Annotated in this window: 19 protein-coding genes and 1 tRNA gene; 9 read left to right on the top strand and 11 right to left on the bottom strand. The window is 62.6% G+C overall.

All coding sequences use genetic code 11. The features are described from left to right. Window positions 1-59: 59 nt before the first annotated feature. The 3 genes from J3A98_RS06935 to J3A98_RS06925 are packed head-to-tail and all read left to right on the top strand — an operon-like array spanning window position 60 to window position 5,184. Complete coding sequence (locus J3A98_RS06935; RefSeq protein WP_209964912.1) at window positions 60-2,306, top strand: ATP-binding protein; 2,247 nt, start codon at window positions 60-62, stop codon at window positions 2,304-2,306. 15 nt (window positions 2,307-2,321) lie between these two features. Continuing rightward, window positions 2,322-2,783 (top strand): response regulator, encoded by a 462-nt coding sequence (locus J3A98_RS06930; RefSeq protein ID WP_176683919.1) that lies wholly within the window; start codon window positions 2,322-2,324, stop codon window positions 2,781-2,783. 13 nt (window positions 2,784-2,796) lie between these two features. Then, the gene (locus J3A98_RS06925) at window positions 2,797-5,184 is read left to right on the top strand and encodes a hybrid sensor histidine kinase/response regulator (protein ID WP_209964909.1); all 2,388 of its coding nucleotides are present in this window, start codon (window positions 2,797-2,799) and stop codon (window positions 5,182-5,184) included. Window positions 5,185-5,300: 116 nt separating this feature from the next. Here J3A98_RS06925 and J3A98_RS06920 read toward each other — a convergent pair. Next, a tRNA-Gln gene (locus J3A98_RS06920) sits at window positions 5,301-5,375 on the bottom strand. Between the two features lie 259 nt (window positions 5,376-5,634). Here J3A98_RS06920 and J3A98_RS06915 point away from each other — a divergent pair. Next, a complete protein-coding gene (locus J3A98_RS06915) occupies window positions 5,635-5,877 on the top strand; it encodes a hypothetical protein (RefSeq protein ID WP_020193386.1) in 243 nt (80 codons plus the stop codon). 132 nt (window positions 5,878-6,009) lie between these two features. Next, on the top strand, window positions 6,010-7,080 hold the full coding sequence (gene zapE, locus J3A98_RS06910; RefSeq protein WP_209964907.1) for a cell division protein ZapE: 1,071 nt from the start codon (window positions 6,010-6,012) through the stop codon (window positions 7,078-7,080). 861 nt (window positions 7,081-7,941) lie between these two features. Here the strand turns inward: zapE and J3A98_RS06905 are convergent. Beyond that, a complete protein-coding gene (locus J3A98_RS06905; RefSeq protein WP_209964905.1) occupies window positions 7,942-9,831 on the bottom strand; it encodes a propionyl-CoA synthetase in 1,890 nt (629 codons plus the stop codon). A 178-nt stretch (window positions 9,832-10,009) separates the two neighbouring features. Here J3A98_RS06905 and J3A98_RS06900 point away from each other — a divergent pair, with 178 nt between their 5' ends. Beyond that, a complete protein-coding gene (locus J3A98_RS06900; protein WP_209964903.1) occupies window positions 10,010-10,876 on the top strand; it encodes a LysR family transcriptional regulator in 867 nt (288 codons plus the stop codon). Here the strand turns inward: J3A98_RS06900 and J3A98_RS06895 are convergent. The 5 genes from J3A98_RS06895 to J3A98_RS06875 form a co-directional block, all read right to left on the bottom strand. Next, window positions 10,850-12,004 carry an HPP family protein gene (locus tag J3A98_RS06895; protein WP_209964900.1) on the bottom strand — a complete coding sequence of 385 codons (1,155 nt, stop codon included), beginning with the start codon at window positions 12,002-12,004 and terminating at the stop codon, window positions 10,850-10,852. The two genes, J3A98_RS06900 and J3A98_RS06895, sit on opposite strands and share 27 nt — an antisense overlap. A 283-nt stretch (window positions 12,005-12,287) precedes the next feature. Beyond that, window positions 12,288-13,607 (bottom strand): sensor histidine kinase, encoded by a 1,320-nt coding sequence (locus J3A98_RS06890; protein ID WP_209964898.1) that lies wholly within the window; start codon window positions 13,605-13,607, stop codon window positions 12,288-12,290. After that, window positions 13,604-14,272: a response regulator transcription factor gene (locus J3A98_RS06885; RefSeq protein ID WP_010953307.1), complete on the bottom strand. Its 669-nt coding sequence runs from the start codon at window positions 14,270-14,272 to the stop codon at window positions 13,604-13,606. The genes J3A98_RS06890 and J3A98_RS06885 overlap by 4 nt, the downstream gene beginning before the upstream one ends. Next, entirely contained in the window at window positions 14,273-14,587 is a 315-nt protein-coding gene (locus J3A98_RS06880) for a PepSY domain-containing protein (protein ID WP_209964896.1), read from the bottom strand. Continuing rightward, on the bottom strand, window positions 14,587-14,895 hold the full coding sequence (locus J3A98_RS06875) for a PepSY domain-containing protein (RefSeq protein WP_209964894.1): 309 nt from the start codon (window positions 14,893-14,895) through the stop codon (window positions 14,587-14,589). Before J3A98_RS06875 ends, J3A98_RS06880 begins: the two co-directional genes overlap by 1 nt. A gap of 237 nt (window positions 14,896-15,132) precedes the next feature. On the opposite strand from J3A98_RS06875, the gene J3A98_RS06870 reads away from it, so the two are divergent. Beyond that, window positions 15,133-16,212 carry a patatin-like phospholipase family protein gene (locus J3A98_RS06870; protein ID WP_209964892.1) on the top strand — a complete coding sequence of 360 codons (1,080 nt, stop codon included), beginning with the start codon at window positions 15,133-15,135 and terminating at the stop codon, window positions 16,210-16,212. 303 nt (window positions 16,213-16,515) lie between these two features. Here J3A98_RS06870 and J3A98_RS06865 read toward each other — a convergent pair whose 3' ends face one another. Then, the gene (locus tag J3A98_RS06865) at window positions 16,516-17,247 is read right to left on the bottom strand and encodes a zeta toxin family protein (RefSeq protein WP_209964889.1); all 732 of its coding nucleotides are present in this window, start codon (window positions 17,245-17,247) and stop codon (window positions 16,516-16,518) included. 445 nt (window positions 17,248-17,692) lie between these two features. Between J3A98_RS06865 and queD the strand changes: the two genes are divergently transcribed. Beyond that, the gene (gene queD / locus J3A98_RS06860) at window positions 17,693-18,049 is read left to right on the top strand and encodes a 6-carboxytetrahydropterin synthase QueD (protein WP_003250327.1); all 357 of its coding nucleotides are present in this window, start codon (window positions 17,693-17,695) and stop codon (window positions 18,047-18,049) included. Between the two features lie 10 nt (window positions 18,050-18,059). Here the strand turns inward: queD and J3A98_RS06855 are convergent, their stop codons facing one another. After that, on the bottom strand, window positions 18,060-18,542 hold the full coding sequence (locus tag J3A98_RS06855) for a DUF1289 domain-containing protein (protein WP_176683990.1): 483 nt from the start codon (window positions 18,540-18,542) through the stop codon (window positions 18,060-18,062). A 405-nt stretch (window positions 18,543-18,947) separates the two neighbouring features. Between J3A98_RS06855 and acnB the strand changes: the two genes are divergently transcribed. Beyond that, window positions 18,948-21,557, top strand: a complete 2,610-nt coding sequence (acnB, locus tag J3A98_RS06850; protein ID WP_176683991.1) for a bifunctional aconitate hydratase 2/2-methylisocitrate dehydratase — start codon at window positions 18,948-18,950, stop codon at window positions 21,555-21,557. Window positions 21,558-21,628: 71 nt separating this feature from the next. Here the strand turns inward: acnB and prpD are convergent, their stop codons facing one another. Both prpD and prpF read right to left on the bottom strand, forming a co-directional pair. Beyond that, a complete protein-coding gene (gene prpD, locus J3A98_RS06845) occupies window positions 21,629-23,113 on the bottom strand; it encodes a 2-methylcitrate dehydratase (protein ID WP_209964887.1) in 1,485 nt (494 codons plus the stop codon). Window positions 23,114-23,284: 171 nt separating this feature from the next. Further along, window positions 23,285-24,475 carry a 2-methylaconitate cis-trans isomerase PrpF gene (prpF, locus tag J3A98_RS06840; protein WP_209964884.1) on the bottom strand — a complete coding sequence of 397 codons (1,191 nt, stop codon included), beginning with the start codon at window positions 24,473-24,475 and terminating at the stop codon, window positions 23,285-23,287. Between the last annotated feature and the right edge of the window lie 109 nt (window positions 24,476-24,584).

The raw sequence follows: 24,584 nt of genomic DNA, 5'->3' as shown, positions 1-24,584 counted from the left end.
CGTCCTGCGCCAGACACCTGTGCCGTACACGGACGGACATGACAGGAGCTTTTTCAATCATGACTGCAGACAACTCACTGGCAGACGCCATGGAGCGCTGTGCCCAGGAACCGATCCAGGTTCCGGGCAGCATCCAGCCTCACGGCTTTCTGCTGGTGCTGGATGCCACCGACCTGTGCGTGCTGCAGGCCAGTGAAAATGTCGAGCACTGGTTGGGCTTGCCAGCCCGTGAACTGATCGGTTGTCACTTCTCCGACCTGGTTCACGATGGCTTTGACCTGCACGCACACCTCTCACGGCTTCCCGAAGATGAGGTCTTCCCATTCCACATTGGCGACGTGTGCTTGCGCCAGGGCGCACCCGTCAGTGCCCTGCTGCATGTGCTGGTCCATTGCCACGACCAGGTGCTGATTGCCGAGTTCGAACCACCCCGCCTGCCAGCAGACCTGGCCGGGCAAGGTGACTATTACCCGTTGGTCCGCAGCTTTGTCGCCAGTCTGCAACTGGCCAGCAGTATCGAAGACCTGCTGCAGCAAACGGTGTTGCAGCTCAAGCGCATCACCGGCTTCGGGCGGGTCAAGGCCTACCGTTTCGATGCCGAAGGCAATGGCCAGGTGCTGGCCGAGGTAGCCGACCCGGGCTACCCCAGCTACGCAGGCCTGTGCTTCCCGGCTGCAGACATCCCGCGCCAGGCGCGCGAGCTGTACCGGGTCAACCGTATCCGCGTGATCGAAGATGCCAACTATCAGCCCTCGCCGCTGCTGCCCGCAACCAACCCGCGCACCGGCAAGGCGCTGGACATGAGTTTCGCTGTACTGCGCAGCGTGTCGCCCGTGCACCTGCAGTACATGCGCAACATGGGCACGCTGGCCTCGATGTCACTGTCGATCGTGGTCGACGGCGAGCTGTGGGGGCTGATTTCCTGCCACCATCAGCAGCCACGCCCGGTGGACCTGCGCACCCGCACGGCCTGCGAGCTGTTGGCCAGCGTGCTGTCGTTGCAGATAGAGTCCCGCGAGTCCCATGCCAGCACGCGCAAGCTGTTGGCGCTGCGCCAGCACATCGTACGCATGATCTCGTCCATGGCCGACCACGACAGCGTCAGTGACGGCTTGCGCGACCTGCCCCACGTGCTGCTGGCCTTCGCCGACGCTCAGGGCGCAGCAGTGATCTCGGCCGAGCGCTGCGACCTGATCGGCCAGACCCCGCCCGAGGCCCAGGTGACGGCGCTGGTGCACTGGCTCGGCCAACGTGACGAAGACAGCGTGTTCCATAGCGACAACCTGCGCCGTGACATCACTGAGCTGCCCGAGCTGGCAAAGCATGCTGGCGGGGTGCTGGCAGTGGCCATCTCGCAGATCCACTCGCACTACCTGCTGTGGTTCCGCCCCGAGCAGATACGCACGGTCAACTGGGCCGGCCAGCCGACCAAGCAGGTCGGGCCACAGGGCAACCTCGACCCACGGCACAGCTTTGAACGCTGGCAGGAAGAACTGCGCGGCTATTGCCAGGCGTGGGACCCACTGGTGATCGAGGGCGTGATGGAACTGCGCACCGCTGTGCTGGGCATTGTCCTGCGCAAGGCCGAAGAACTGGCACAGCTGGCTGGCGAGTTGCGCCGTTCCAACAAGGAGCTCGAAGCGTTTTCCTACAGTGTTTCCCACGACCTGCGCGCACCGCTTCGGCACATCGCCGGCTATACCGAACTGCTTGGCGAAATCGAAGGCGAGGGCCTGAGCGAACGCGGCAAGCGCTTCCTGCAGCATATCGGTGAAGCGGCGCACTTTGCCGGCAGCCTGGTCGACAACCTGCTCAACTTCTCGCAGATGGGCCGCTCGGCCTTGCGCCTGTCCGACGTCGACCTCAACGCCTTGGTCGAGGCCATTCGCAGCGAGCTGGCACCCGATTACGAAGGCCGCGCAATCGTTTGGGACATCGCCCCGCTGCCCAAGGTGATCGGCGACCCGGCATTCATCAACATGGCCTTGCACAACCTGATAGCCAATGCCATCAAGTACACCCGCGGCCGCCACCCTGCTCGCATCGGCATCAGTGCCGTACAGCACCCTGACGAAACCGAGGTCTGCATCCGCGACAATGGCGTGGGCTTCGACATGGCCTACGCCAACAAGCTGTTCGGCGTCTTCCAGCGCCTGCACCGCATGGAAGATTTCGAAGGCACCGGCATTGGCCTGGCGAGCGTACGCCGCATCATCGAGCGCCATGACGGTCGAGTCTGGGCCACTGGCCAGATCGACCAGGGCGCCAGCTTCCATTTCACCCTACCCCGAAACACTGCTACCTGAGGCATCGCTACCATCATGCTCAAGCCCATTCTGCTGGTCGAAGACAACCCCCGAGACCTGGAGCTGACCCTGCTGGCCCTGGAGCGCAGCCAGTTGGCCAACGAGGTCATCGTGCTGCGTGACGGCGCCGATGCGCTCGACTACTTGCTGCGCCGCAACGCCTATGCCAAGCGCGACGACGGCAACCCTGCCGTGCTGTTACTCGACCTGAAACTGCCCAAGGTCGACGGCCTGGAAGTGCTGAAGGAAGTGCGCGCCACTGCCGAACTGCGCAGCATCCCCACCGTGATGCTGACCTCCTCGCGCGAAGAGCCCGACCTGTTGCGTGCCTACGAGCTGGGGGTAAACGCTTATGTGGTCAAACCGGTGGAGTTCAAGGAATTCGTCGCCGCCATCTCCGACCTCGGAGTATTCTGGGCAGTGCTAAACGAACCGCCACCCGGCTCACTGCGACTGAACCGTCGCGGTAGCAACTGAGGCCGCCGCGACGATGCAGCAAACGCCGTTGAAACTACTGATGGTAGAAGACAGCTCGATGGACGCCGAGCTTACCCTGATGCGCCTGGAGCGCAGCGGGCTGCATGTACAGTCGCAGCTGGTGTTCGACCATGCGGGTGTCGAACATGCCCTGCGCCAGGCCCGCTACGACCTGATCTTGTGTGATTGCGTACTACCAGGCTCGTCCGGCACCGAAGTGCTGGCCATCGCCCAACGCCTGGCACCCGACATCCCGTTCATATTCCTGTCCGGCATTTACGGTGAAGAGCACGCGGTGGAAATGATCCGCCTGGGCGCGACCGACTATGTGTTGAAGAAGAACCTGCCACTGCTGCCCAAAGCCGTGCGCCGAGCCCTGAGCGAAGTGCAGGAACGCCAGCGCCGTCGCCGCGCCGAAGAGGCCTTGGCGGACGTCGAAGCACGTGCTCGCATTGCCATCGACGCTGCCGGCATGGGCACCTGGGACCTGCGCCCGCAAGAGGGCCTGCTGCTGTGGGATGACCGCTGCAAGACCTTGTTCGGCCTGCCCACCAGCACCGAAATGAGCCTTGAAGTGTTCTACGCCGGCATCTACCCCGACGACCTGCCACTGGTGCGCGAGGCGGTGGAACATGCCATGCGCCCGGAAAGTGACGGTCATTACCGCGTGGAGTTTCGGATCGCCCAACCCAATGGCCTGGAGCCACGCTGGCTGCTGAGCAGCGGCCAGACCCAGTTCGTCGATGATCAGTGCGTTCGCTTCTCAGGCGTACTGCAGGACATCCACGCGCAACGCCAGGCCACCCAGGCGCTGCGTCAGCTGAACGAGATGCTCGGCGAGCGGGTCGAGCGCCGTACCCGCGAACGCGACCGCGCCTGGGAGCTGTCGCAAGATTTGCTCGCCGTGCTGAACAAAGACCTGACCCCGGTCGCACTGAACCCCGCCTGGGAAGCCAGCCTGGGTTTCTCACGCGAACGCCTGAGCCAGTCGTCCTTGCTGCACCTGCTGCCTGAGCAGGACCAGGAACAGTTACTCACCGAACTGGCCGCCCTGTCCCATGGCCGCACCAGCGCACGCTTTGTCGGTCGCATCCTGCATGCCGGCGGCCAACAGCGCTGGCTGTCGTGGGTGGTGGTGCCGGAGGACACCCTGCTGTACGTGGTGGCACGCGACATCACCAGCGAGCGCGAAGCCGCCCTGGGCCTGGCAGATGCCAACGCCCGGTTGCGCGAACAGATCAACGAGCGCGAGCGCATCGAGGCCGCTCTGCAGCAGATGCAGCGGCTGGAAGCGGTCGGGCAACTGACGGCCGGCGTGGCGCATGACTTCAATAACCTGCTGACAGTGATACTCACCGGTGCCAGCTTTCTGGAGCGCGATCTGGCCAAGGCCGACCTGGACAAGGCCCGCACTCGCCTCACCCATATCCGCGAAGCGGGCGAGCGTGGCGCCAAGCTGACCTCGCAGTTGCTGGCCTTCTCCCGCCGCCAGCGTCTGGAGCCGGTGCCGCTGAACCTCAACCGTACCCTGGCCGGCCTGGAAGAACTGCTGCGCCGCACCCTGGGTGGCAACGTCTCGGTGCGTCTGGACCTTGACCTGGCCCTGTGGCAGGCACTGACCGACCCCACCCAGACCGAGATGATCATCCTCAACCTGGCGATCAATGCCCGCGACGCCATGCCCAACGGCGGCCAGCTGACCCTGACAACACGCAACACCCGTATCGACAAGCGCCCGCAACGCCCGGAAGACCCGGACCCGGGCGAGTACGTGATGCTGAGCATCCGCGATACGGGGTGCGGCATGAGCGAAGACGTGCAGGCCAAGGTATTCGAGCCTTTCTTTACCACCAAGGACATCGGCAAAGGTTCGGGCCTGGGCCTGGCCCAGGTATTCGGCTTCGCCAAGCAGTCCGGTGGCGGCGTGCGCATCGACACCACACTCGGTCGCGGTACCGAAGTGGCGGTATACCTGCCAGCGGTAAAAGAGGAGATGGTGAACGAACCCGTGGCAGCCGCGCTCAGTCAGTCGATCAGCGAAAGCGGCCATAACCGCACGGTGCTACTGGTGGACGACGACCACCTGGTGCGCGACATGCTTGGCGATGTGTTACGCCAATACGGCTACCAGGTGCGCCAGGCGCACAGCGGCGAGCAGGCATTGGCCTTGCTGGATGACGATATTGACCTGCTGCTGACTGATTTCGCCATGCCCGAGTTCAACGGCGCACAACTGGCGCTGGCGGCCCGCGAACGGTACCCCCACGTGCCGGTGGTGTTTCTTACAGGTTATGCGGAGTTGCAGGGGCTGGAACTGCCGGGCAGCCTGGTGATCCAGAAGCCGGTGCAGGCTGATGAACTGGCCAGGGCGCTGAACGAAATGCTGGGGATTGCCGGGTAATCCGGTACGGCACGAACCGCGCTCAGGAGGCGCGGTGGCGCGCAAAACCACACAAACGCGAAAACCCAGCGCTCATCTTTCCTGGCACTGGGTGAAGTACGTTTGAATCTGAAAAATGGCAGGGGCGGCTGGATTCGAACCAACGCATGGCAGGATCAAAACCTGCTGCCTTACCGCTTGGCGACGCCCCTGTATCGGATGCAGCGTTTGCTGCCCTGACAATTCCAAGTGAGTGACAACTGGGTTGTTGTCTTGGAATGCGCGGCACTTTAACAACAAACTTTCGGTCTGTGAACCCCCCTGATAAAAAAAATTGCCAAAAAACAGCGAGTTAGTCATTTCGGCTCTGGTGCAGCGACCGTCCGTCGGTTTCCGCCTGCCTCGCTTCAACACAATCGCATTCCGCACTTCCAATCAGATAAGCCCATTGCATTGACCAAGGAGGACCCCATGCCTGTCTCTCACGACCTCTACCAGGACCTGCACTACCCGCGTGAAATCGTCCAGCAGCGCCGCCAGCAGGACAAGGCGCTGGACCGCCTGCTGGACGAATACGTGGACATCGACAACCAGGTGCTGGCTGCCGAATCGATTTCGGCCGGTAACTTCGTCGACGAAGACCTGCGCCACCTCAAGGAGCGTCGCCTGGCGGTGAAGTACATGATCGAGCGCCAGCTGGAGCGCAAGGCATAGCCCGTACAGGTACAACAGGCGGTCAGACCTATCGCAAGAAGTGATGATTGCCCGGCACTTTCTCTATTAGTCAAAATGGCCGCCCTCGGGCAAGCTGCAGGCTGCCCCACCATCGCCCAAGGAGCGTTGCTTTTGTCTGCCTGGATCCCTACCCCGCTGCGCCAGCTTGGCCAACGGTTGCGCGGCACCGCCAATCAACAGAGCGAGCTGCTCGGCTGGTTCGAGGACAAGGCGCACAGCCGCGGTTATCAGCTGAGTGACGGTCAGCGGCGGGTAATCCACTGCATGGCCGAACAACTGAAGCAGCTTGAACAGGGCCAACCGCGCAGCCTGTACCTGTACGGCTCGGTCGGCCGTGGTAAAAGCTGGCTGCTCGATGGCTTTTTCCAGGCCGTGCCGATAGCCGCCAAGCTGCGCCTGCACTTTCATGACTTCTTTGCCCGCCTGCATCTGGGCATGCATCGCCACCGGGCGTTGGACGACGCGCTGGGCGCAACGCTGGACGAACTGGTGGGCGGCTGCCGGGTGCTGTGCTTCGACGAATTCCATGTGCATGACATAGGCGATGCCATGCTGCTCACCCGGCTGTTCAACGCCTTGTTCGCCCGTGGCGTGTACCTGCTGGTGACCTCTAACTATGCGCCCGAAGGGCTGTTGCCCAACCCGCTGTATCACGAGCGTTTTCTGCCGGTCATTCGCCTGATCAACAGCTCGATGCAAGTGCTCGAAGTCGGTGGCGACACTGATTTTCGCAGCTTGCCGGCCAACCGCGAGCATCAGCGTTTTACCCAGGGCCATTATGTCTGGCCGGGTGATGCGGCGCAGCGCCAGGCGCTGAACGTGCCGAACGAGCAACCGGTGATACTGGACGTGAACAAGCGCCCGCTGCGGGCGCTGGCCGTCGATGGCCGGCGGGTGGTGCTTGGCTTTGACGATCTGTGCGAGAAGGCCACCGCGGTCATCGACTACCTGGTGCTGGCCAGGGACTATGACGAGTGGGTGATCGATGGGCTGGATGACCTCTCGGAGTGTTCGCTTGCGGCTCAGCAGCGCTTCGTCAACCTGGTGGATGTGCTGTATGACCAGGATCGGCGGGTGGTCGTGATCGGTAAACGACCGCTGGAAGAGAGCCTGGGCGGCCCACTGGCCGACCTGATGCGTACCCGCAGCCGGTTGGGGCAACTGCACCAGATTGCCCCCTGAGACTGCAGTGCCTGAACCGGCCCTTTCGCGGGTGAACCCGCTCCTACGACGGCCTGCGCCCAATCACCAATGTGTGTCCACCCCCGATAGGTGTAGGAGCGGGTTTACCCGCGAATACGGTGGTGGCGGCAACGGTGAAAGGCGGGTGAAATTGGCCAGCAGGCCCGACCCTTTCGCGGGTAAACCCGCTCCTACACGACGGCCTGCGCCCAATCACCAATGTGTGTCCCCCCCGATAGGTGTAGGAGCGGGTTTACCCGCGAATACGGTGGCGGCGGCAACAGTGAACGGCGGGTGGTAAATGGCCAGCAGACCCGGCCCTTTCGCGGGTAAACCCGCTCCTACACGACGGCCTGCGCCCAATCACCAATGTGTGTCCACCCCCGATAGGTGTAGGAGCGGGTTTACCCGCGAATACGGTGGTAGCTGCAACGATGAATGCCCAGGAATATTGGCCAGCAGGCCCGGCCCTTTCGCGGGTAAACCCGCTCCTACACGACGGCCTGCGCCCAATCACCAATGTGTGTCCACCCCCGATAGGTGTAGGAGCGGGTTTACCCGCGAATACGGTGGTAGCTGCAACGATGAATGCCCAGGAATATTGGCCAGCAGGCCCGGCCCTTTCGCGGGTAAACCCGCTCCTACACGACGGCCTGCGCCCAATCACCAATGTGTGTCCCCCCCCGATAGGTTGTAGGAGCGGGTTTACCCGCGAATACGGTGGTAGCTGCAACGATGAATGCCCAGGAATATTGGCCAGCAGGCCCGGCCCTTTCGCGGGTAAACCCGCTCCTACACCACGGCCTCTGCCGAACCACCGTTGCGTGTCCCGCCCGCGAAAGGGCCATCGAGGTCAAACCATCAACCCGCCCTGGGCAAATCCGCCAGCACCGCTTCGATCTCGCCCAGCACTGCCGGATCATCCAGGGTCGAAGGCGGCACATAATCCTGGCCATCGGCAATCTTGCGCAGCACCGCCCGCAGAATCTTGCCGGAACGGGTCTTGGGCAGACGCTTCACCAGCCGAACCCGGTTGAAGCAGGCCAGCGGGCCGATTTCCTCGCGCACACTGCCCACCAGCTCCACCAGCAACTGCGCTTCAGCAATGCCCTCGCCATCCTTGAGTACTACCAGCGCCAGCGGTACCTGGCCCTTGATCTCGTCATGCACGCCGATAACCGCGCACTCCGCTACCGCCGGGTGGCGGGCAACCAGGTCTTCCATTTCGCCGGTGGACAAGCGATGACCGGAAACGTTGATCACATCATCGGTGCGCCCCATGATGTAGACGAAACCATCATCATCCAGATAGCCGCCATCGCCCGTGTGGTAGTACCCCGGATACGTGCGCAGATAGGCCTGCAGGTAGCGCTCGTGATCCCCCCACAGCGTCTGACTGCAACCGGGTGGCAATGGCAGGGCAATCACGATCGAACCCTGATGGTTGGCCCCGAGCAAGTGGCCTTCGTCATCCAGCACGCGAACGTTGTAACCCGGCACCGCCCGGTTGCTCGACCCTGGCTTCGCCGCACTGCCCTCCAGCCCGACGCAAGGCGCGGTGACCGGCCAGCCGGTCTCGGTCTGCCACCAGTGGTCGTGCACCGGTTTGCCACTCACCCGCTCCAGCCATTCATGGGTGCTGGAATCCAGCTTTTCCCCCGCCAGAAACAGTTGCCGCAGCGAGCTGAGGTCATGCTTGCGGATCAGTTCGCCCTCCGGGTCTTCCTTGCGGATGGCGCGCATGGCCGTCGGTGCACAGAACAGCGCGTTGACCTGATACTGCTCCACCACTCGCCAATAGGCCGAAGCATCCGGGGTGCGGATCGGCTTGCCTTCGTAGAACACCGTGGTACAGCCGCTCATCAACGGCCCATAGACGATCAGTGAATGGCCGACCACCCAACCGACGTCGGAAATGCCCCACCACACATCGCCGGCCTGCATGCCATAGATATGGCGCATGGCATAACACAGCGCCACGGCATTGCCGCCGTTTTCCCGGACGATACCCTTGGGCTTACCGGTGGTACCTGAGGTGTACATGATGTATAGCGGGTCGCCGGCATCCAGCTCCACAGGCGCCACCGGCTCGGCACCGGCCAAGGCCGCCTGCCAGTCCAGGTCGCGGCCTGGCAGCAGTTCAGCGTGCGCTTGCGGCCGCTGCAGCACCAGCACATTGCGCGGCTGGTGCCGGGCCAGTTGCAAGGCGCGGTCAACCAGCGGCTTGTATGCAATGATCCGGTCGAACTCCAGCCCGCACGATGCCGTCAGCAACAAACTGGGCCGGGCGTCATCGATGCGCAGGGCCAACTCGTTGGCGGCGAAACCACCGAACACGACCGAATGCACCGCGCCGATCCGCGCGCAGGCCAGCATCGCCATGGCCGCTTGCGGCACCATGGGCATGTAGATGATCACCCCATCGCCCTTGTTCACCCCCAACTGGCGCAGCAAACCGGCCAGGCGCGCGACCTCATCACGCAACTGGTTGTAGGTGTAGGTCTGCTGCACGCCAGTCACTGGCGAATCGTAGATCAGCGCCAACTGCTCGCCCCGGCCCTGCTCGATCTGGTGATCGAGGGCCAGGTAACAGCTGTTGATGCGGCCATCAGCGAACCAGCGGTGGGTCCCGTCAGCGTTGTCTTGCAGGGTCAGGGCAGGCTTGCGGTGCCAGGCCAGGTGTGCGGCCTGTTCCGCCCAGAAAGCGGCAGGGTCGGAAATGGAATGGGCGTAGCTGTGCTGGTAGCTCATATCGTCAGAAACCCGGTACTTGTTGTTATTGAAGGGCGAAACTTGAGTATGGACCGCTACACCCACCCTGCCATGGGACTAAAGTCACAACCGACCTGCAAATTTGCAGACAACGCAATAACGCCCCATAACGGTGCAAAGCCTCTAGAATAGGCCCCCCACAAACACCGAGCAGCCCATGGACATCGATCAGGCCCGTACCTTCCTGGAAATTGTGCGTTGCGGCAGCCTGGTCGCCGCAGCCGAACGCCTGTTCGTGTCACAAACCGCGATCACCGCGCGCGTGCAGCGCCTGGAGCAGCAACTGGGTTGCCAGCTGTTCGTGCGTAGCCGCAGCGGCGCCAGCCTGACCAGCGATGGCGAAGCGTTCGTCAGTTATGCCAACCAGTTGGTGCAAACCTGGGAGGCCGCGCGCCGCGACCTGCCGCTGCCTGAAGGTTGCCAACAGGTGCTGCATGTCGGCGGCGAGGTGAGCCTGGGCAACCCGATGATGCTCGACTGGGTAAGTGCCCTGCACCGCGAACTGCCCAGCCATGCCATCCGCAGCGAGGTCAGCGATGGAGAGTCGCTCCTGCGCAAGGTCGAAATGGGCTTGCTGGACGCCGCGCTGGTCTACCAGCCGACCTACGGCCCAGGCCTGCAGGTGGAGCAGTTGATGGAAGAGAAGCTGATTCGCGTGCGCCGGGTCGACCGGCCCGAACCATACATCTACATCGACTGGGGCGAGGCCTTCCGCCGCCAGCATGATGCGGCCCTGCCCGACTGTGCGCGCCCGGCGCTAAGCTTCAACCTTGGCCCCTTGGCCCTGCAGTTCATACTCGACCAAGGTGGCAGTGGCTACTTCCGCACGCGGGTGGTGCAAGCCTATCTGGACAGCGGCGTGTTCGAGCGGGTGCCACAGGCACCGGAGTTCACCTACCCGACCTTCCTGGTGTACCCACGCAAACGCGACAGCGAAGCCCTGCAACAGGCCTTCGCCATCCTGCGCCGACTGGTAGCTACCGGCGCCAGCGACTGGTCACAACGCTGGGACCCGGTTATCTGATGCCTCGATCTTGCTGAGCAACTGGCGCTTGAGGCCGGCGATCAGGTCGGTCTGGGTGATCACCCCCACCAGCTTGTCAGCATCAAGCACCGGCAAGCAGTGCAGGCCTTGTTCGCACAACAAGGGCAGCAGGCGTTCCAGCGGGTGCTGGCTGCTGACACTGACAACCCGCGTACTCATCACTTGCGCCATGCGCACCGCCTTGCGGCCGAACAGGCCGCGCCAGCTGAAACGCCCACGCTGCATCGCCGGGCCAATCAGGTCGCCGAGGCTGACGATGCCCACAAGCTTGCCGTGCTGCAGGACAGGCAGGGTTTTCAGGTGATGGCTGGCGAGCATTTTCCAGGCCTGCTCCAGCGTGGTATCAGGCGTGGCGAACTGCACATCGCGGGACATCACCGAGGCCGCGGTGATACCACCAAGGCTTCGCTGCAGGGCGTGCTGCTCGGTGGCGAGGATGATGCGCTCCAGCTCGTCACGGGTGACGTCGACGAACTCGCCCAGGTCTTCCAGGGCCTGGTCCAGGTCTTCACTGCGGATGCCGACCCGCTCGCCGGGCAGCGGGTCATGGGTGTGGTGCAGGTCTTTGCGTGGCACCGCGCCTTTCGGGTAGCGCACACCCGTCAAACGGTTGTAGGCGATTGCCACGGTCACCAGGATCAGCGCATTGAGCAGCACCGGCTCCAGCAGGTGATCGCCCATGGCAGTCAACCCCGTGTCGGCCAGCACCGCGCTCACTGCCACACCACCACCCGGCGGGTGCAGGCAGCGCAACAGGCACATGACCAGGATCGAGATGCCGAGCGCCGCAGCAGCCACCCACAGCTCGGGGCCGAAGCCTTCGCGCATCGCCAGCCCTACAGCGCCGGCCAGGGCGTAGCTGCCCAACACCGGCCAAGGTTGGGCCAATGGACCGGAATGCACGGCAAACACCAGTACCGCTGAAGCAGCCAGCGGGCCGAGCAAGTGCAGGGCGATGCTGGGCCCATAGGCCATGCTGGTCAGCCAGCCCGCGAGGAACAGGCCAAGCAGCGCACCGATACCGGCACGCAACCATTCTTTTGGGGGGATGTTGAGGGGGGCCGGCAACAGCCGCTGCAGACGACTTTCGGAACGCGAGGCAGACATGTGGGCAATCGGGATCTTTGGTTTTTCTGATTAAAAAGAAAGCCCAGCCGAGTTGGCCTGGGCCTCGTATTGCGCATGCAATATCACAAGGGGCTCCGTCCGTGGAGAGATGGAAACCGCAGGGTTTCGTGGGGAGGATTTTGCCGGGTGGGGGGAATTTGGGCTAATTCAAAAAACTGCGGCTGTACTGCAATTTTTTTGTAGTACTGATAGGGCCAAAGGGGATTGCGTAGACCTGTGGGAGCGGCCTTGTGTCGCGATGGGCCGCACAGCGGCCCCGGCATTAACGAGCCTTGCGCGGCAGGTCGATGCTCACCCGCAGGCCGCCCAGCGGGCTTTCCAGCAAGGCCAGGCGCCCTTCCCAGGCATCAACGATATCGCGCACGATACCCAACCCCAGCCCATGCCCAGTCACCTGCTCGTCCAGCCGTGAACCTCGCTCAAGCACCTGCTGCCGCTGGTCTTGCGCAATACCCGGGCCATCGTCATCGACCCACAGCCGGTAGCCCTCGGCGTTCGACGCGATACCCACGCGCACCTCGCTGTCAGCCCACTTGCAGGCGTTGTCCAGCAGATTACCCAACAGTTCCAGAACGTCCTCGCGGTCCCATGGCAACAACAGCCCGGGCGGCACATCACTTGCCAACAGCACGCCCTCGCCATGAATCATGCCCAAGGTCCCGAGCAACCCCGGCAGTTCGGCATCACAATCGAACTGCGCGCCCGGCAGCGCATCCCCTGCCAGGCGTGCACGGTTCAGCTCACGCGCCAGGCGTTCCTGAATCTGCTGCAACTGCTCGCGCATTTGCGCGCGTACCTCCGGCAGCCCCTGCAGGCGTTCACTGGAAGCCAGGCTCAGCAGCACCGCCAGCGGCGTCTTCAGCGCATGGCCGAGGTTACCAAGGGCGTTGCGTGAGCGGCGCAGGCTGTCTTCGGTATGGCTAAGCAAGTGGTTGATCTGCCCCACCAGCGGCACCAACTCGCTGGGCACCTCGGCATCCAGCTGCGAGCGCTGCCCCTGCTGCAGTTGGGCGATCTGCTGGCGTGCCCGCTCCAGCGGCCGCAACGAGCGGGTAACTGTGATGCGCTGCAGCACCAGAATCAGGATCAGCGCCACCAGGCCCATGCCCAGGCCGATCTGCTGCAAGCGTCGGAAACCCTCGCGCACCGGTGAATAGTCCTGAGCCACACTGATCGAAATGTCCTGGCCCAGGCGCCGGTAGTCGGCACGCAGGGCCAGCAGTTGCTGGCCTTCCGGGCCGAGTTCATGGCTATCGGAAAGCCCGGGCGCTGCGGGCTTGGGCATGTCCAGGTCCCACAGCGAACGAGACCTCCAGGTACCCTGGTCGAAATCGATGCGGAAGTAGTAACCGGAGAACGGCCGCTGATAGGCAGCCGAGATGCGCCGCTCATCCAGCTGCAGGCCGGAAGGCCCACGCACCAATGCCACCAGAAGGTTCTCGCTTTCCTTGCGCAGGCCGTTTTCCAGATAACGTTGCAGGCCGGCCTCGAACAGCCACAGCGTCAGTTGCGCCAGCACCACGCCGACTACCACCAGTACCGCCACCAGGCCCAGGCTCAGGCGCGCCTGGATCGACTTCACTCGCCGCTCCCGGCATAGATGTAGCCTTGCCCGCGACGGGTTTCGATCACACTGCGGCCCAGCTTGCGGCGCAAATGGTTGACGTGGACCTCGAGCACGTTCGAGTCGCGCTCGGTTTCACCGTCGTAGAGGTGCTCGGCCAGGTGGCTTTTGGACAGGATCTGCTGCGGGTGCAGCATGAAGTAGCGCAGCAGGCGGAACTCGGCGGCGGTCAGTTGCACATCCACCCCGTCGCGGCTCACGCACTGACGGCTTTCGTCAAGGTGCAGGCCGGCCGCTTCCAGCTTAGGCTGGTTGGCCAGGCCACGGGCGCGGCGCAACAAGGCCTGGATGCGCAGTTGCAGCTCTTCGGGGTGGAAGGGCTTGCTCAGATAATCGTCAGCCCCGGCCTTCAGCCCTTCGATGCGCTCGGCCCAGGAGCCGCGGGCGGTGAGGATCAATACCGGTGTGGCCAGGCCGGCGGCACGCCACTGGGCCAGCACGTCCAGGCCGGGCAAGCCAGGCAGGCCGAGGTCCAGGATGATCAGGTCGTAAGGCTCGCTTTGCCCCTGGTAAACCGCGTCACGGCCATCAGCCAGCCAGTCCACGGCATAGCCCTGGCGCTGCAGGCCGGCGGTCAGTTCATCGGCCAGCGGTACGTTGTCCTCGACAAGCAACAGGCGCATTCAGTCATCTTCCTCGTCTTTGAGCAGGGCGCCGGTGCTGGCATCGAGCTTGATCTCGCGCACCACACCTTCAGTCGTCAGCAACTCGACTTCATATTCGTAGCGATCATCGTCTTCTTCCAGCTCGGCTTCCAGCAGACGCGCCCCGGGGTGACGCCCCAGGGCGGTCTCGAGCAGCTGTTCGAGCGGCAGAATGACGCCCTTCTGACGGAGCTTCAGGGCTTCATCCTGGTCCAGGTCGCGGGCCACAGCCAGGGAGCAGACGGCCAGCAGCGAGAGTGCCAGGTAACGTGCCGGCCGGGATACATGGATCATCAGCTGTCTCGTTCGTCCTTGAGCACCTCACCGGTCTTGGCATCCATGTCGACGTCCCATTCGACGTTCTGCGCATCACGCAGCTCGACCTTGTAGATGTAGCGGCCGTACTCGTCTTCAAGTTCCGAATCAGTGACGGTGGCGCCTGGGTGCTTGGCCACGGCAGCGGCCTTGAGCTCGTCCAGCGACTTGATGGTCTTGGCGTTGACCAGTTTCACCACCTCGTCAGGCTGAACGTCCCTGGCGAAGGCGACATTGGCGCCCAGGGCAAGGGCTGCGGCGGTGATCAGGGCAGTCAAGGTTTTCATCGTTCTTCTCTCCTGAGAACTGTACAAGTTGTCTACGGGGTTAAGATTAACCACCGGTCCTTAATTCAACCTGAAAACAGCTGGCGGCATGATAGCGCAGTTACGGCGCTAGCCAGGCTCGGCAGCCTTCAACGAGCGGCCTTGTGCTTCGAAAGGGCCAATACAGGCACATGCAGTTATGTTATCTGTAACGGCCCCTCGCAGCACAAGGCTGCTCCTATGCCCAAGAGACCCGCCATGAGCGCCATCCACATCAAATACCCCGCCCTCACCTTCAAGGCCGGCCAGCGTGCCTTGCGACACATCCGCGAGCGCGGCCTGCAGGCGGCCGATGTCGGGGTATTGCCGGGCGCGGCGGGTGGGCCGAAGCCGCTGGGCATCCAGGGCCTTGACCTGGCGCTGTTCGGCGAGTGGCTACCCTCGGCACCCCGTCAGCGTGCCCTGATCGGCGCATCGATCGGTGCCTGGCGCTTCGCCAGCGCCTGCCTCGACGACCCGGTCGCCGGCATCCGCCGTCTTGGCGAGCTGTACACCGAGCAGGATTTCGCCAAGGGCGTCACTCCGGCCGAAATCAGCCGCAGTTGCCAACGCATGCTCGATGACCTGCTGGAGGGCCGCGACGGCCAGCTGCTGGCCAACCCGCACTACCGCCTGAACATCCTGGTGGTGAAAAGCCATGGCCAGCTCGCTCACGACCATCGCGGCCGCCTGGGGCTGGGCCTGGGCTCGGTGGTTGCCAGCAACCTTCTGGGCCGTTCGCGCCTGGCCCGCCACTTCGAGCGCATCATTCTGCACGATGGGCGCGCCGCCCCTCCGCTCGACACCCTGACCGACTTCCCCTCACGCTACCTGCCGCTGGACCTGGCCAACCTGCGCCATGCCCTGCTCGCTTCCGGGTCGATACCGATGGTCATGCAGGGCGTAAAAGACATCCCCGGTGCCGGCGCCGGCACCTACCGCGACGGCGGCCTGCTCGACTACCACCTCGACCTGCCCTATCGCGGTGACGACCTGGTGCTGTACCCGCACTTCACCGACAAGGTCGTACCCGGCTGGTTCGACAAGGCCCTGCCCTGGCGCAAGGGCGATGCCACCCGCCTGCAAAACGTGCTGCTGATGACGCCTTCGCCGCAATACCTGGCCGCCCTGCCCTACGGCAAGCTGCCCGACCGCAACGACTTCAAGCGCTTCATGGGCGATGCGCCAGGGCGCAAGCGCTATTGGTACAAGGCCATTGCCGAAAGCCAGCGCCTGGGTGATGAACTTCTGGAACTGACCGCCACCGGGCGGCTGCATGAACGCCTGCAAGCCTTGTAGCGCCATGTCACAAGCCTATCGTTGATTGGAAAGCTTGCAGCACGGCAGACCGCAGATGCAAAAAGCCCAGCACGGCGCTGGGCTTGGAATTACTAGGCGGAGTGAACGCTCACATTTTGCATTTGGCCATACTGAATTCCCCAGACTTTGCTGAGCGAATCACATCCTTCTGCTCGTCGATGGCAGCCGTTGCAGCCATTCGATACACAGATAGCCTCTCCTCCACGGACCCGTGGCGGAAAAACTCAGACATAGTCGATGCCTCGTGGGGCTTAGTCGACACGCCTGCTACCTTTTCGCCTTTCATTGGGACTCTCCGTTCAAAACACGCTCAAGCTCATGGTGATCATAGGGCTGGTTGACAAATGCGTCAATTTCGTCAGCTGAAAGGTCGATACCGATGTCACTGTTGCTGCCATCGTTATCCTTGATGATCACATCTACCTGCAGCCTGCCATCAAATTCACGTTTCAGTGCACATACCGACACCTTGGCCGCGTAAAACTGTCTTACAAATTCCGAGCACGGGATGTTCCTTCCGTCCTTCTTCTCTCTCGCCAGAACAAACTCCCAAGCCAGCTCAGGTCGCTGGTACACGTAGATGACCTGGGCCGACCTGTTCACTTTTTCAAGCGCGCGGGCGATGTTTCTTCTTCCGACATCAAGGTTGGCGAGGGTGCCATCCAGGAGAAAAGACTGCCGCTGCTTGTACGCCAGATCCAGGGTTCTCTCCACAAACGTGGTTACCCCACGCTGGAAAAGGCTGGAATTTTTGCCGTCGTAGTCGGGAAAATACTCCCTGAAATCGTCAGGATCGATACGTAGCGCACTAGATCCTGTGGACTGCATGTGACCGATAAAAGCTCTTGAAACCTCGGTTTTCCCAGCGCCAGGAGATCCTGCCATAAAAACTGACACCGGGTATTCATCTGCCGGATAGGTTTCAATGCAAGTCAGTTCACGAGCGATGCGTGTACGATTCTCTTTTGCGAACTGCAGAGCGCGGCTAGAAATCTCCTGTTCTTCTTGGGTCATTTCTCAGTCCTTTTGACGATCAGGAAATGTACCACTGCAGCATTATTCTCCGCACCCAGGAGAGGCGGGACGAGCAGACGAATCGAATCTGTACCCGCAGCTATCACCGCCAACGTCTCGTTCTTCATGGCACGCAAGTCCAGCCTGCAGCTGTACCTGGCCGGCAGTGAACCGCTCAAGGCCTGACCGGCCATATAAGAGAAGCCCATGCGACATGCAGAGCACCTCGACCGCTTCCTGCGCCTCGACATGTTGCTGCACTTGGCGAGGATAGACCGGGACACCGCCTATCGCGGAATCCGTGAGGGCACGTTTACAAAACAGGTTAAGATACGCGCAATTCGGTTGCCTGGCGCCAGCGACGACCAATCAGTACATTGAGCAGTCCACTGAAACACCAGTTTCTGCCCAAGCCCTTATCCCACCAGCTTATACAGGTCCACCAGTGGAAATTTTCAAGGAATTCACATTCGAATCGGCCCACCGCCTGCCCCACGTCCCTGAAGGGCACAAATGCGGCCGTTTGCATGGCCACTCGTTCAAGGTAGGCCTGCACCTGACCGGCCCGCTCGACCCGCACACGGGCTGGATCCGCGACTTCGCCGAGGTCAAGGCGATCTTCAAGCCGATCTATGATCAGCTGGACCACAACTACCTGAACGACATCCCCGGCCTGGAAAACCCCACCAGCGAAGTGATCGCCAAGTGGATCTGGGACCAGGTCAAGCCGCTGATGCCGGAGCTGTCCAAGGTTCGCATCCACGAAACCTGCACCAGCGGTTGCGAATACACCGGCGACTGATTCGCCCGGCTCACTGGCCCTGCGCGCTGCCCATGGCATCGCGCAGGAAGCTGGGGGCGATGTAGCGCTGGTAGTGCGCCTCTGAAAGCAGGAAGAACTCGCGATCGATCGCATCGCGCAATTGGGGCAGTTCCCAGTCACGGAACTCCGGCAGCAACGCCATGCCATAGGCCTCCAGGTCACGGATCATCCGCGCCCCGCGGGCAATCAGCTGGTAAGCCCAGCAATATTCCGACTGCTGCTCGACAAAGCGGATGGAGCGCTGCTCCAGTTGCTGGCGCAGCAGGCCTTTGTCGAACACCTCAAGCTTGGCCATCATCACCTGCACCAGCAGCTGCTCAAGGCGCAACCACACGGCGCGCTTTTGCGAGTCGTCGTAACCGTTCCAGTTGATCACTTCGTGGTGAAAACGCTTGCAACCACGGCACACCGTGTCCCCGTACACCGTGGAGCACAGGCCGACGCAAGGGGTTTTGATGGACTTGTTGGACATGAAAAACAACAGCTTGGCGATGGAATACAGGCCCATGTTAGCCCTTTGTCTAACCGGGGTCACTCGTTAAAGTCATGTACACCGCCTTACCTTCGGGCTTTTTTTACCGTAGAATCACCCGGCCTTTTCAAAGGCAACAATGTCCGTTGGAAGCTGTTTTCAAAGCGTCACGAGCACAGTTGATCCGGTAGAACGGCGTTGGCCCGGGCCATGCATCCCTCGCATGCCCGCGCCAGCCCTCATCAGCCCCCGTTCTGCAGGCGTAAAACTTTGAAAGCAGCTTCTGTAAGGATTCTTTGCGACCCTGGCTGGGCGGCCCACAAAGCCGCGGCAGCGCATGGGTGCATTGAATGCTGGATAAGCGTCCCGGACCCCCTTTAGGGACCACTGATGAGGGAAATAACTGTGCTTGAAGCCTACCGCAAACACATCGAAGAGCGCGCCGCCCTGGGTATCGTTCCCCAGCCGCTGAACGCCGAACAAACTGCAGGCCTGGTCGAGCTGCTGAAAAACCCGCCGGCCGGCGAAGAAGCCTTCCTCGTAGACCTGATCACCAACCGCGTACCGCCAGGGGTCGACGAAGCTGCCTACGTCAAGGCCGCTTTCCTCTCCGCCGTCGCCAAGGGCGAAGCCACGTCGCCACTGATCGACCGCAAGCACGCCACCGAACTGCTGGGCACCATGCAGGGCGGCTACAACATCGAAACGCTGGTCGCACTGCTGGATGACGCCGAACTGGGCGCCGTCGCGGCCGAACAGCTCAAGCACACCCTGCTGATGTTCGATGCCTTCCACGACGTGGCCGAAAAAGCCAAGGCCGGTAACGCTCACGCCAAGGCCGTCCTGGAATCCTGGGCTGCCGGCGAGTGGTTCACCTCGCGTCCGGCCATCGCCGACAAGTACACCCTGACCGTGTTCAAGGTGCCTGGCGAAACCAACACCGACGACCTGTCGCCTGCCCCGGACGCCTGGTCGCGCCCTGACATTCCGCTGCACGCCCTGGCCATGCTGAAAATGGCCCGCGACGGCATCGAACCGCAGCAGCCTGGTTCGGTCGGCCCGCTGGCCCAGATCGAAGCCGTCAAGGCCAAGGGCTTCCCGGTTGCCTATGTCGGCGACGTGGTCGGTACTGGCTCCTCGCGTAAATCCGCTACCAACTCGGTACTGTGGTTCTTCGGCGACGACATCCCGTACGTGCCGAACAAGCGCGCCGGTGGCTTCTGCTTCGGCACCAAGATCGCCCCGATCTTCTACAACACCATGGAAGACGCCGGCGCCCTGCCGATCGAATTCGACTGCACCAACCTGGGCATGGGCGACGTCATCGACGTTTACCCATACAAAGGTGAAGTACGTCGTCACGACAGCGACGAACTGGTCACCACCTTCGAGCTGAAAACCGAAGTGCTGCTGGATGAAGTCCGCGCTGGCGGCCGTATCCCGCTGATCGTCGGCCGTGGCCTGACCGAGAAAGCCCGCGCCGAGCTGGGCCTGGGTGCCTCCGACCTGTTCAAGAAACCAGAGCAGCCTGCCGATTCCGGCAAGGGCTTCACCCTGGCGCAGAAAATGGTCGGCCGTGCCTGTGGCCTGCCAGAAGGCCAGGGCGTGCGCCCAGGCGCTTACTGCGAGCCCAAAATGACCACCGTCGGCTCCCAGGACACCACTGGCCCGATGACGCGCGACGAGCTGAAGGACCTGGCATGCCTGGGCTTCTCTGCTGACCTGGTCATGCAGTCGTTCTGCCACACCGCGGCCTATCCGAAGCCGATCGACGTCACCACCCACCACACCCTGCCAGACTTCATCCGCACCCGTGGCGGCGTGTCGCTGCGCCCGGGCGACGGCATCATCCACAGCTGGCTGAACCGCATGCTGATGCCTGACACCGTAGGTACCGGTGGCGACTCGCACACCCGCTTCCCGATCGGCATCTCGTTCCCGGCCGGTTCCGGCCTGGTGGCCTTCGCTGCCGCCACCGGCGTCATGCCGCTGGACATGCCAGAATCGATCCTGGTGCGCTTCAAGGGCAAACTGCAGCCAGGCATCACCCTGCGTGACCTGGTTCATGCCATCCCTTACTACGCCATCCAGCAAGGCCTGCTGACCGTTGAGAAGAAAGGCAAGAAAAACGCCTTCTCCGGCCGCATCCTGGAAATCGAAGGCCTGGACGAACTGACCGTCGAGCAAGCCTTCGAGCTGTCCGACGCCTCGGCCGAGCGTTCCGCTGCCGGTTGCACCATCAAGCTGCCGGAAAAGGCCATCGCCGAGTACCTGCAGTCCAACATCACCCTGCTGCGCTGGATGATCGGCGAAGGCTACGGCGATGCCCGCACCCTGGAGCGCCGCGCCCAGGCCATGGAAGCCTGGCTGGCCAAGCCTGAGCTGCTGTCGGCCGACGCCGATGCCGAATACGCCGAAATCATCGAAATCGACCTGGCCGACGTCAAAGAGCCTGTGCTCTGCGCGCCGAACGACCCGGACGATGCCCGCCTGCTGTCCTCGGTACAAGGCGAGAAGATCGACGAAGTGTTCATCGGTTCGTGCATGACCAACATCGGTCACTTCCGCGCTGCCGGCAAGCTGCTGGAGAAGGTCAAGGGTGGCATTCCGACCCGTCTGTGGCTGGCTCCGCCAACCAAGATGGACGCTCACCAGCTGACCGAAGAAGGCTACTACGGCATCTACGGCAAGGCCGGTGCTCGCATGGAAATGCCAGGCTGCTCGCTGTGCATGGGTAACCAGGCACGTGTGCAGACCGGCTCGACCGTGGTCTCCACCTCGACCCGTAACTTCCCGAACCGTCTGGGCGACGCGACCAACGTGTACCTGGCATCGGCCGAGCTGGCCGCTGTCGCTTCGATCATCGGCAAACTGCCGACCGTCGAAGAGTACATGCAGTATGCGAAAGACATCGACAGCATGGCTGCCGACGTTTACCGCTACCTGAGCTTCGACCAGATCGCCGAGTTCCGCGAAGCGGCAGCCAACGCCAAGATCCCGGTGGTCCAGGCGTAAGCTGAGTTACAGGTTGTAAGCAAAGCCCCGGCAGCGATGCCGGGGCTTTGTTGTTTTATGCGCAGGCAAGCTCATATCACAAACAAATCCACGAACCTGTGCACCGCCATGCCTTCCAGCTTCTGCTGGTCCTTGCACAGTTCGAAAATCTGCTGACACCGCTGCCGGGCAAAGCGGGTCGCCAGGTTGGCCCTGAACTTGGCCTCCAGCAACGGTATACCTTCCCCGCGCCGCCGACGATGCCCGATCGGGTATTCCACCACCACTTGCTCGGTGCTGCTGCCATCCTTGAAGAACACCTGCAGCGCGTTGGCGATCGAACGCTTGTCCGGCTCCAGGTACTCGCGACTGAAGCGCGGGTCTTCCACCACCTCCATCTTCTCGCGCAGGCGGTCGATACTTGGGTGGTTGGCATGGAAGGCGTCCTCATAATGTTCGGCCACCAGATGGCCAAAGATCAGCGGCACGGCCACCATGTACTGCAGACAGTGGTCACGGTCGGCGGCATTGGCCAGCGGGCCGCTCTTGGAGATGATGCGGATCGCTGATTCCTGGGTGGTGATGACGATGCGGTCGACTTCATGCAGACGGTTACGCACAAGTGGATGCAGGGTTACTGCTGCCTCACAGGCGGTCTGGGCGTGGAACTCGGCAGGAAAACTGACCTTGAACAGCACGTTTTCCATCACATAGCTGCCCAACACCTGGGGCAGACGCAGCTCGTACTGCCCCGCGGGCTTGAGTGCCAGGTCTTTGTTGGTATGGCTGAACGAAACATCGTAGAACCCCCACTGCGAAGCCGTGAGCACGCCCGGCACGCCCATTTCCCCACGCAAGGCGATGTCAGCCAGTTGCACTCCTCGGCTGGAGGCGTCACCCGCGGCCCAGGACTTGCGCGAACCGGCGTTGGGCGCGTGGCGATAGGTACGAAGGGCCTGGCCGTCTACGAAGGCGTGGGACAAGGCCGAGAGCATCTGCTCACGATTGGCCCCCATCAACCTGGCGCACACGGCGGTCGAGGCGACCTTCACCAGAATCACATGATCGAGGCCGACGCGGTTGAAGGCGTTTTCCAGCGCCAGCACCCCCTGGATTTCATGCGCCATGACCATGGCCTCGAGCACATCACGCATCGGCAGTGGCTTTTCACCCGCGGCAAGACGCTTCTGTGACAGGTGATCAGCCACTGCCAGGATGCCGCCAAGGTTGTCCGAGGGATGAGCCCATTCGGCGGCCAGCCAGGTATCGTTGTAGTCCAGCCAGCGCACCGTGCAGCCAATGTCCCAGGCAGCCTTGACCGGATCGAGGCGATAGGAGGTGCCGGGGACGCGAGCACCATTTGGGACCAGCGTGCCTTCTACCTGAGGGCCAAGGAGCTTGGTGCACTCAGGGAAGCGCAAGGCGAGAAGGCCGCAACCTAGGGTGTCCATCAGGCAGTTGCGCGCGGTGTCCAGGGCCTCGCGGGATTCGACCCGATAACCGAGGGCGTAATCGGCCAGGGTCTGTAGTACCCGGTCGTAGTCCGGGCGGTCGTTGAGGTCTACGTTGGCGCTCATATCCAGCTCCCTTCAGAATTGCCGGGGCTGCCGTGCAGCCCTTCGCGGGCTTGCCCGCTCCCACAGGTTGACCACAGCATTCAGAACCTGTGGTTACCCTGCGGGAGCGGGCAAGCCCGCGAAGGGCCGCCAAGCGGCCCCAACGAACTAAAGCCGAGCGCCGGTGGTGCGTTAGAAGCTGTCGCCAGGCACGCGAACCCAGCCCTCCATCAGCACGCGAGCACTGCGGCTCATGATTGCCTTGGTTACCGTCCACTCACCATTCACCTGGCGCGCCTCGGCCCCGACCCGCAGGGTGCCCGAAGGATGACCGAAACGCACAGCGCTGCGCTCGCCCCCGCCAGCGGCGAGGTTGACCAGCGTGCCCGGAATGGCCGCCGCAGTGCCAATTGCCACCGCAGCCGTACCCATCATGGCATGGTGTAGCTTGCCCATCGACAAGGCCCGCACCAGCAGGTCGATATCACCGGCCTGCACCGCCTTGCCACTGGACGCAGTGTAGGTGCTCGGCGGTGCGACGAACGCCACTTTCGGCGTGTGCTGACGCCCGACAGCCTGGTCGACGTTGTCGATAAGCCCCATGCGCACGGCGCCATAGGCGCGAATGGTCTCGAAGCGCAGCAGCGCTTGCGGGTCGCCGTTGATGGCGTCCTGTAGTTCGCTACCGGTGTAGCCGATATCGGCAGCATTGACAAAAATGGTCGGGATACCGGCATTGATCAAGGTTGCCTTGAACGTGCCGACCCCCGGTACTTCCAGGTCATCGACCAGCTTGCCGGTTGGGAACATGGCACCGCCAGCGCCGTCTTCATCGGCTGCAGGGTCGAGAAACTCCAACTGCACCTCGGCCGCCGGGAAGGTGACCCCGTCCAGCTCGAAGTCGCCGGTTTCCTGCACTTCACCTTCAGTGATCGGGACGTGGGCGATGATGGTCTTGCCGATATTTGCCTGCCAGATACGCACCGTGGCGATACCGTTGCGCGGAACACGCGCCGGGTCGACCAGGCCACTGCTGATGGCAAACGAACCGACCGCAGCGGACAAGTTGCCGCAGTTGCCACTCCAGTCGACGAAGGCCTTGTCGATGCTGACCTGGCCGAACAGGTAGTCGACATCGTGTTCGGGTTTGATGCTTTGCGACAGGATCACGGTCTTGCTGGTGCTCGACGTGGCGCCGCCCATGCCGTCAATCTGCTTGCCGTAAGGGTCGGGGCTACCGATTACCCGCAGCAGCAGCGCATCGCGGGCAGGACCTGGAATTTGCGCCTGCTCAGGCAGGTCTTGCAGGCGGAAGAACACGCCTTTGCTGGTGCCGCCGCGGATGTAGGTGGCGGGGATTTTGATCTGGGGTACATGTGCCATTTTCTTGGGCATCCTGATAGTCCGGTGAAATACCCTGGGGCTGCCTTGCAGCCCTTTCGCGACACAAGGCCGCTCCCACAGGTACTGCGCCGCCCGCTGAGGGAGCGGC

Source organism: Pseudomonas sp. BP6 (genome assembly GCF_017875935.1).
Classification (GTDB): Bacteria; Pseudomonadota; Gammaproteobacteria; order Pseudomonadales; family Pseudomonadaceae; genus Aquipseudomonas; species Aquipseudomonas putida_Y.
Note: the sequence above shows the minus strand (reverse complement) of the source record. Positions and strands in the feature narration are given on the sequence as shown.

Bases quoted from the DNA above. Each gene is read 5' to 3' on its own strand.
- J3A98_RS06935 (WP_209964912.1), top strand. From the start codon at position 60: ATGACTGCAGACAACTCACTGGCAGACGCCATGGAGCGCTGTGCCCAG.
- J3A98_RS06930 (WP_176683919.1), top strand. From the start codon at position 2,322: ATGCTCAAGCCCATTCTGCTGGTCGAAGACAACCCCCGAGACCTGGAG.
- J3A98_RS06925 (WP_209964909.1), top strand. From the start codon at position 2,797: ATGCAGCAAACGCCGTTGAAACTACTGATGGTAGAAGACAGCTCGATG.
- J3A98_RS06915 (WP_020193386.1), top strand. From the start codon at position 5,635: ATGCCTGTCTCTCACGACCTCTACCAGGACCTGCACTACCCGCGTGAA.
- J3A98_RS06905 (WP_209964905.1), bottom strand. From the start codon at position 9,831: ATGAGCTACCAGCACAGCTACGCCCATTCCATTTCCGACCCTGCCGCT.
- J3A98_RS06900 (WP_209964903.1), top strand. From the start codon at position 10,010: ATGGACATCGATCAGGCCCGTACCTTCCTGGAAATTGTGCGTTGCGGC.
- J3A98_RS06895 (WP_209964900.1), bottom strand. From the start codon at position 12,004: ATGTCTGCCTCGCGTTCCGAAAGTCGTCTGCAGCGGCTGTTGCCGGCC.
- J3A98_RS06885 (WP_010953307.1), bottom strand. From the start codon at position 14,272: ATGCGCCTGTTGCTTGTCGAGGACAACGTACCGCTGGCCGATGAACTG.
- J3A98_RS06880 (WP_209964896.1), bottom strand. From the start codon at position 14,587: ATGATCCATGTATCCCGGCCGGCACGTTACCTGGCACTCTCGCTGCTG.
- J3A98_RS06875 (WP_209964894.1), bottom strand. From the start codon at position 14,895: ATGAAAACCTTGACTGCCCTGATCACCGCCGCAGCCCTTGCCCTGGGC.
- J3A98_RS06870 (WP_209964892.1), top strand. From the start codon at position 15,133: ATGAGCGCCATCCACATCAAATACCCCGCCCTCACCTTCAAGGCCGGC.
- J3A98_RS06865 (WP_209964889.1), bottom strand. From the start codon at position 17,247: ATGACCCAAGAAGAACAGGAGATTTCTAGCCGCGCTCTGCAGTTCGCA.
- J3A98_RS06855 (WP_176683990.1), bottom strand. From the start codon at position 18,542: ATGTCCAACAAGTCCATCAAAACCCCTTGCGTCGGCCTGTGCTCCACG.
- prpD (WP_209964887.1), bottom strand. From the start codon at position 23,113: ATGAGCGCCAACGTAGACCTCAACGACCGCCCGGACTACGACCGGGTA.
- prpF (WP_209964884.1), bottom strand. From the start codon at position 24,475: ATGGCACATGTACCCCAGATCAAAATCCCCGCCACCTACATCCGCGGC.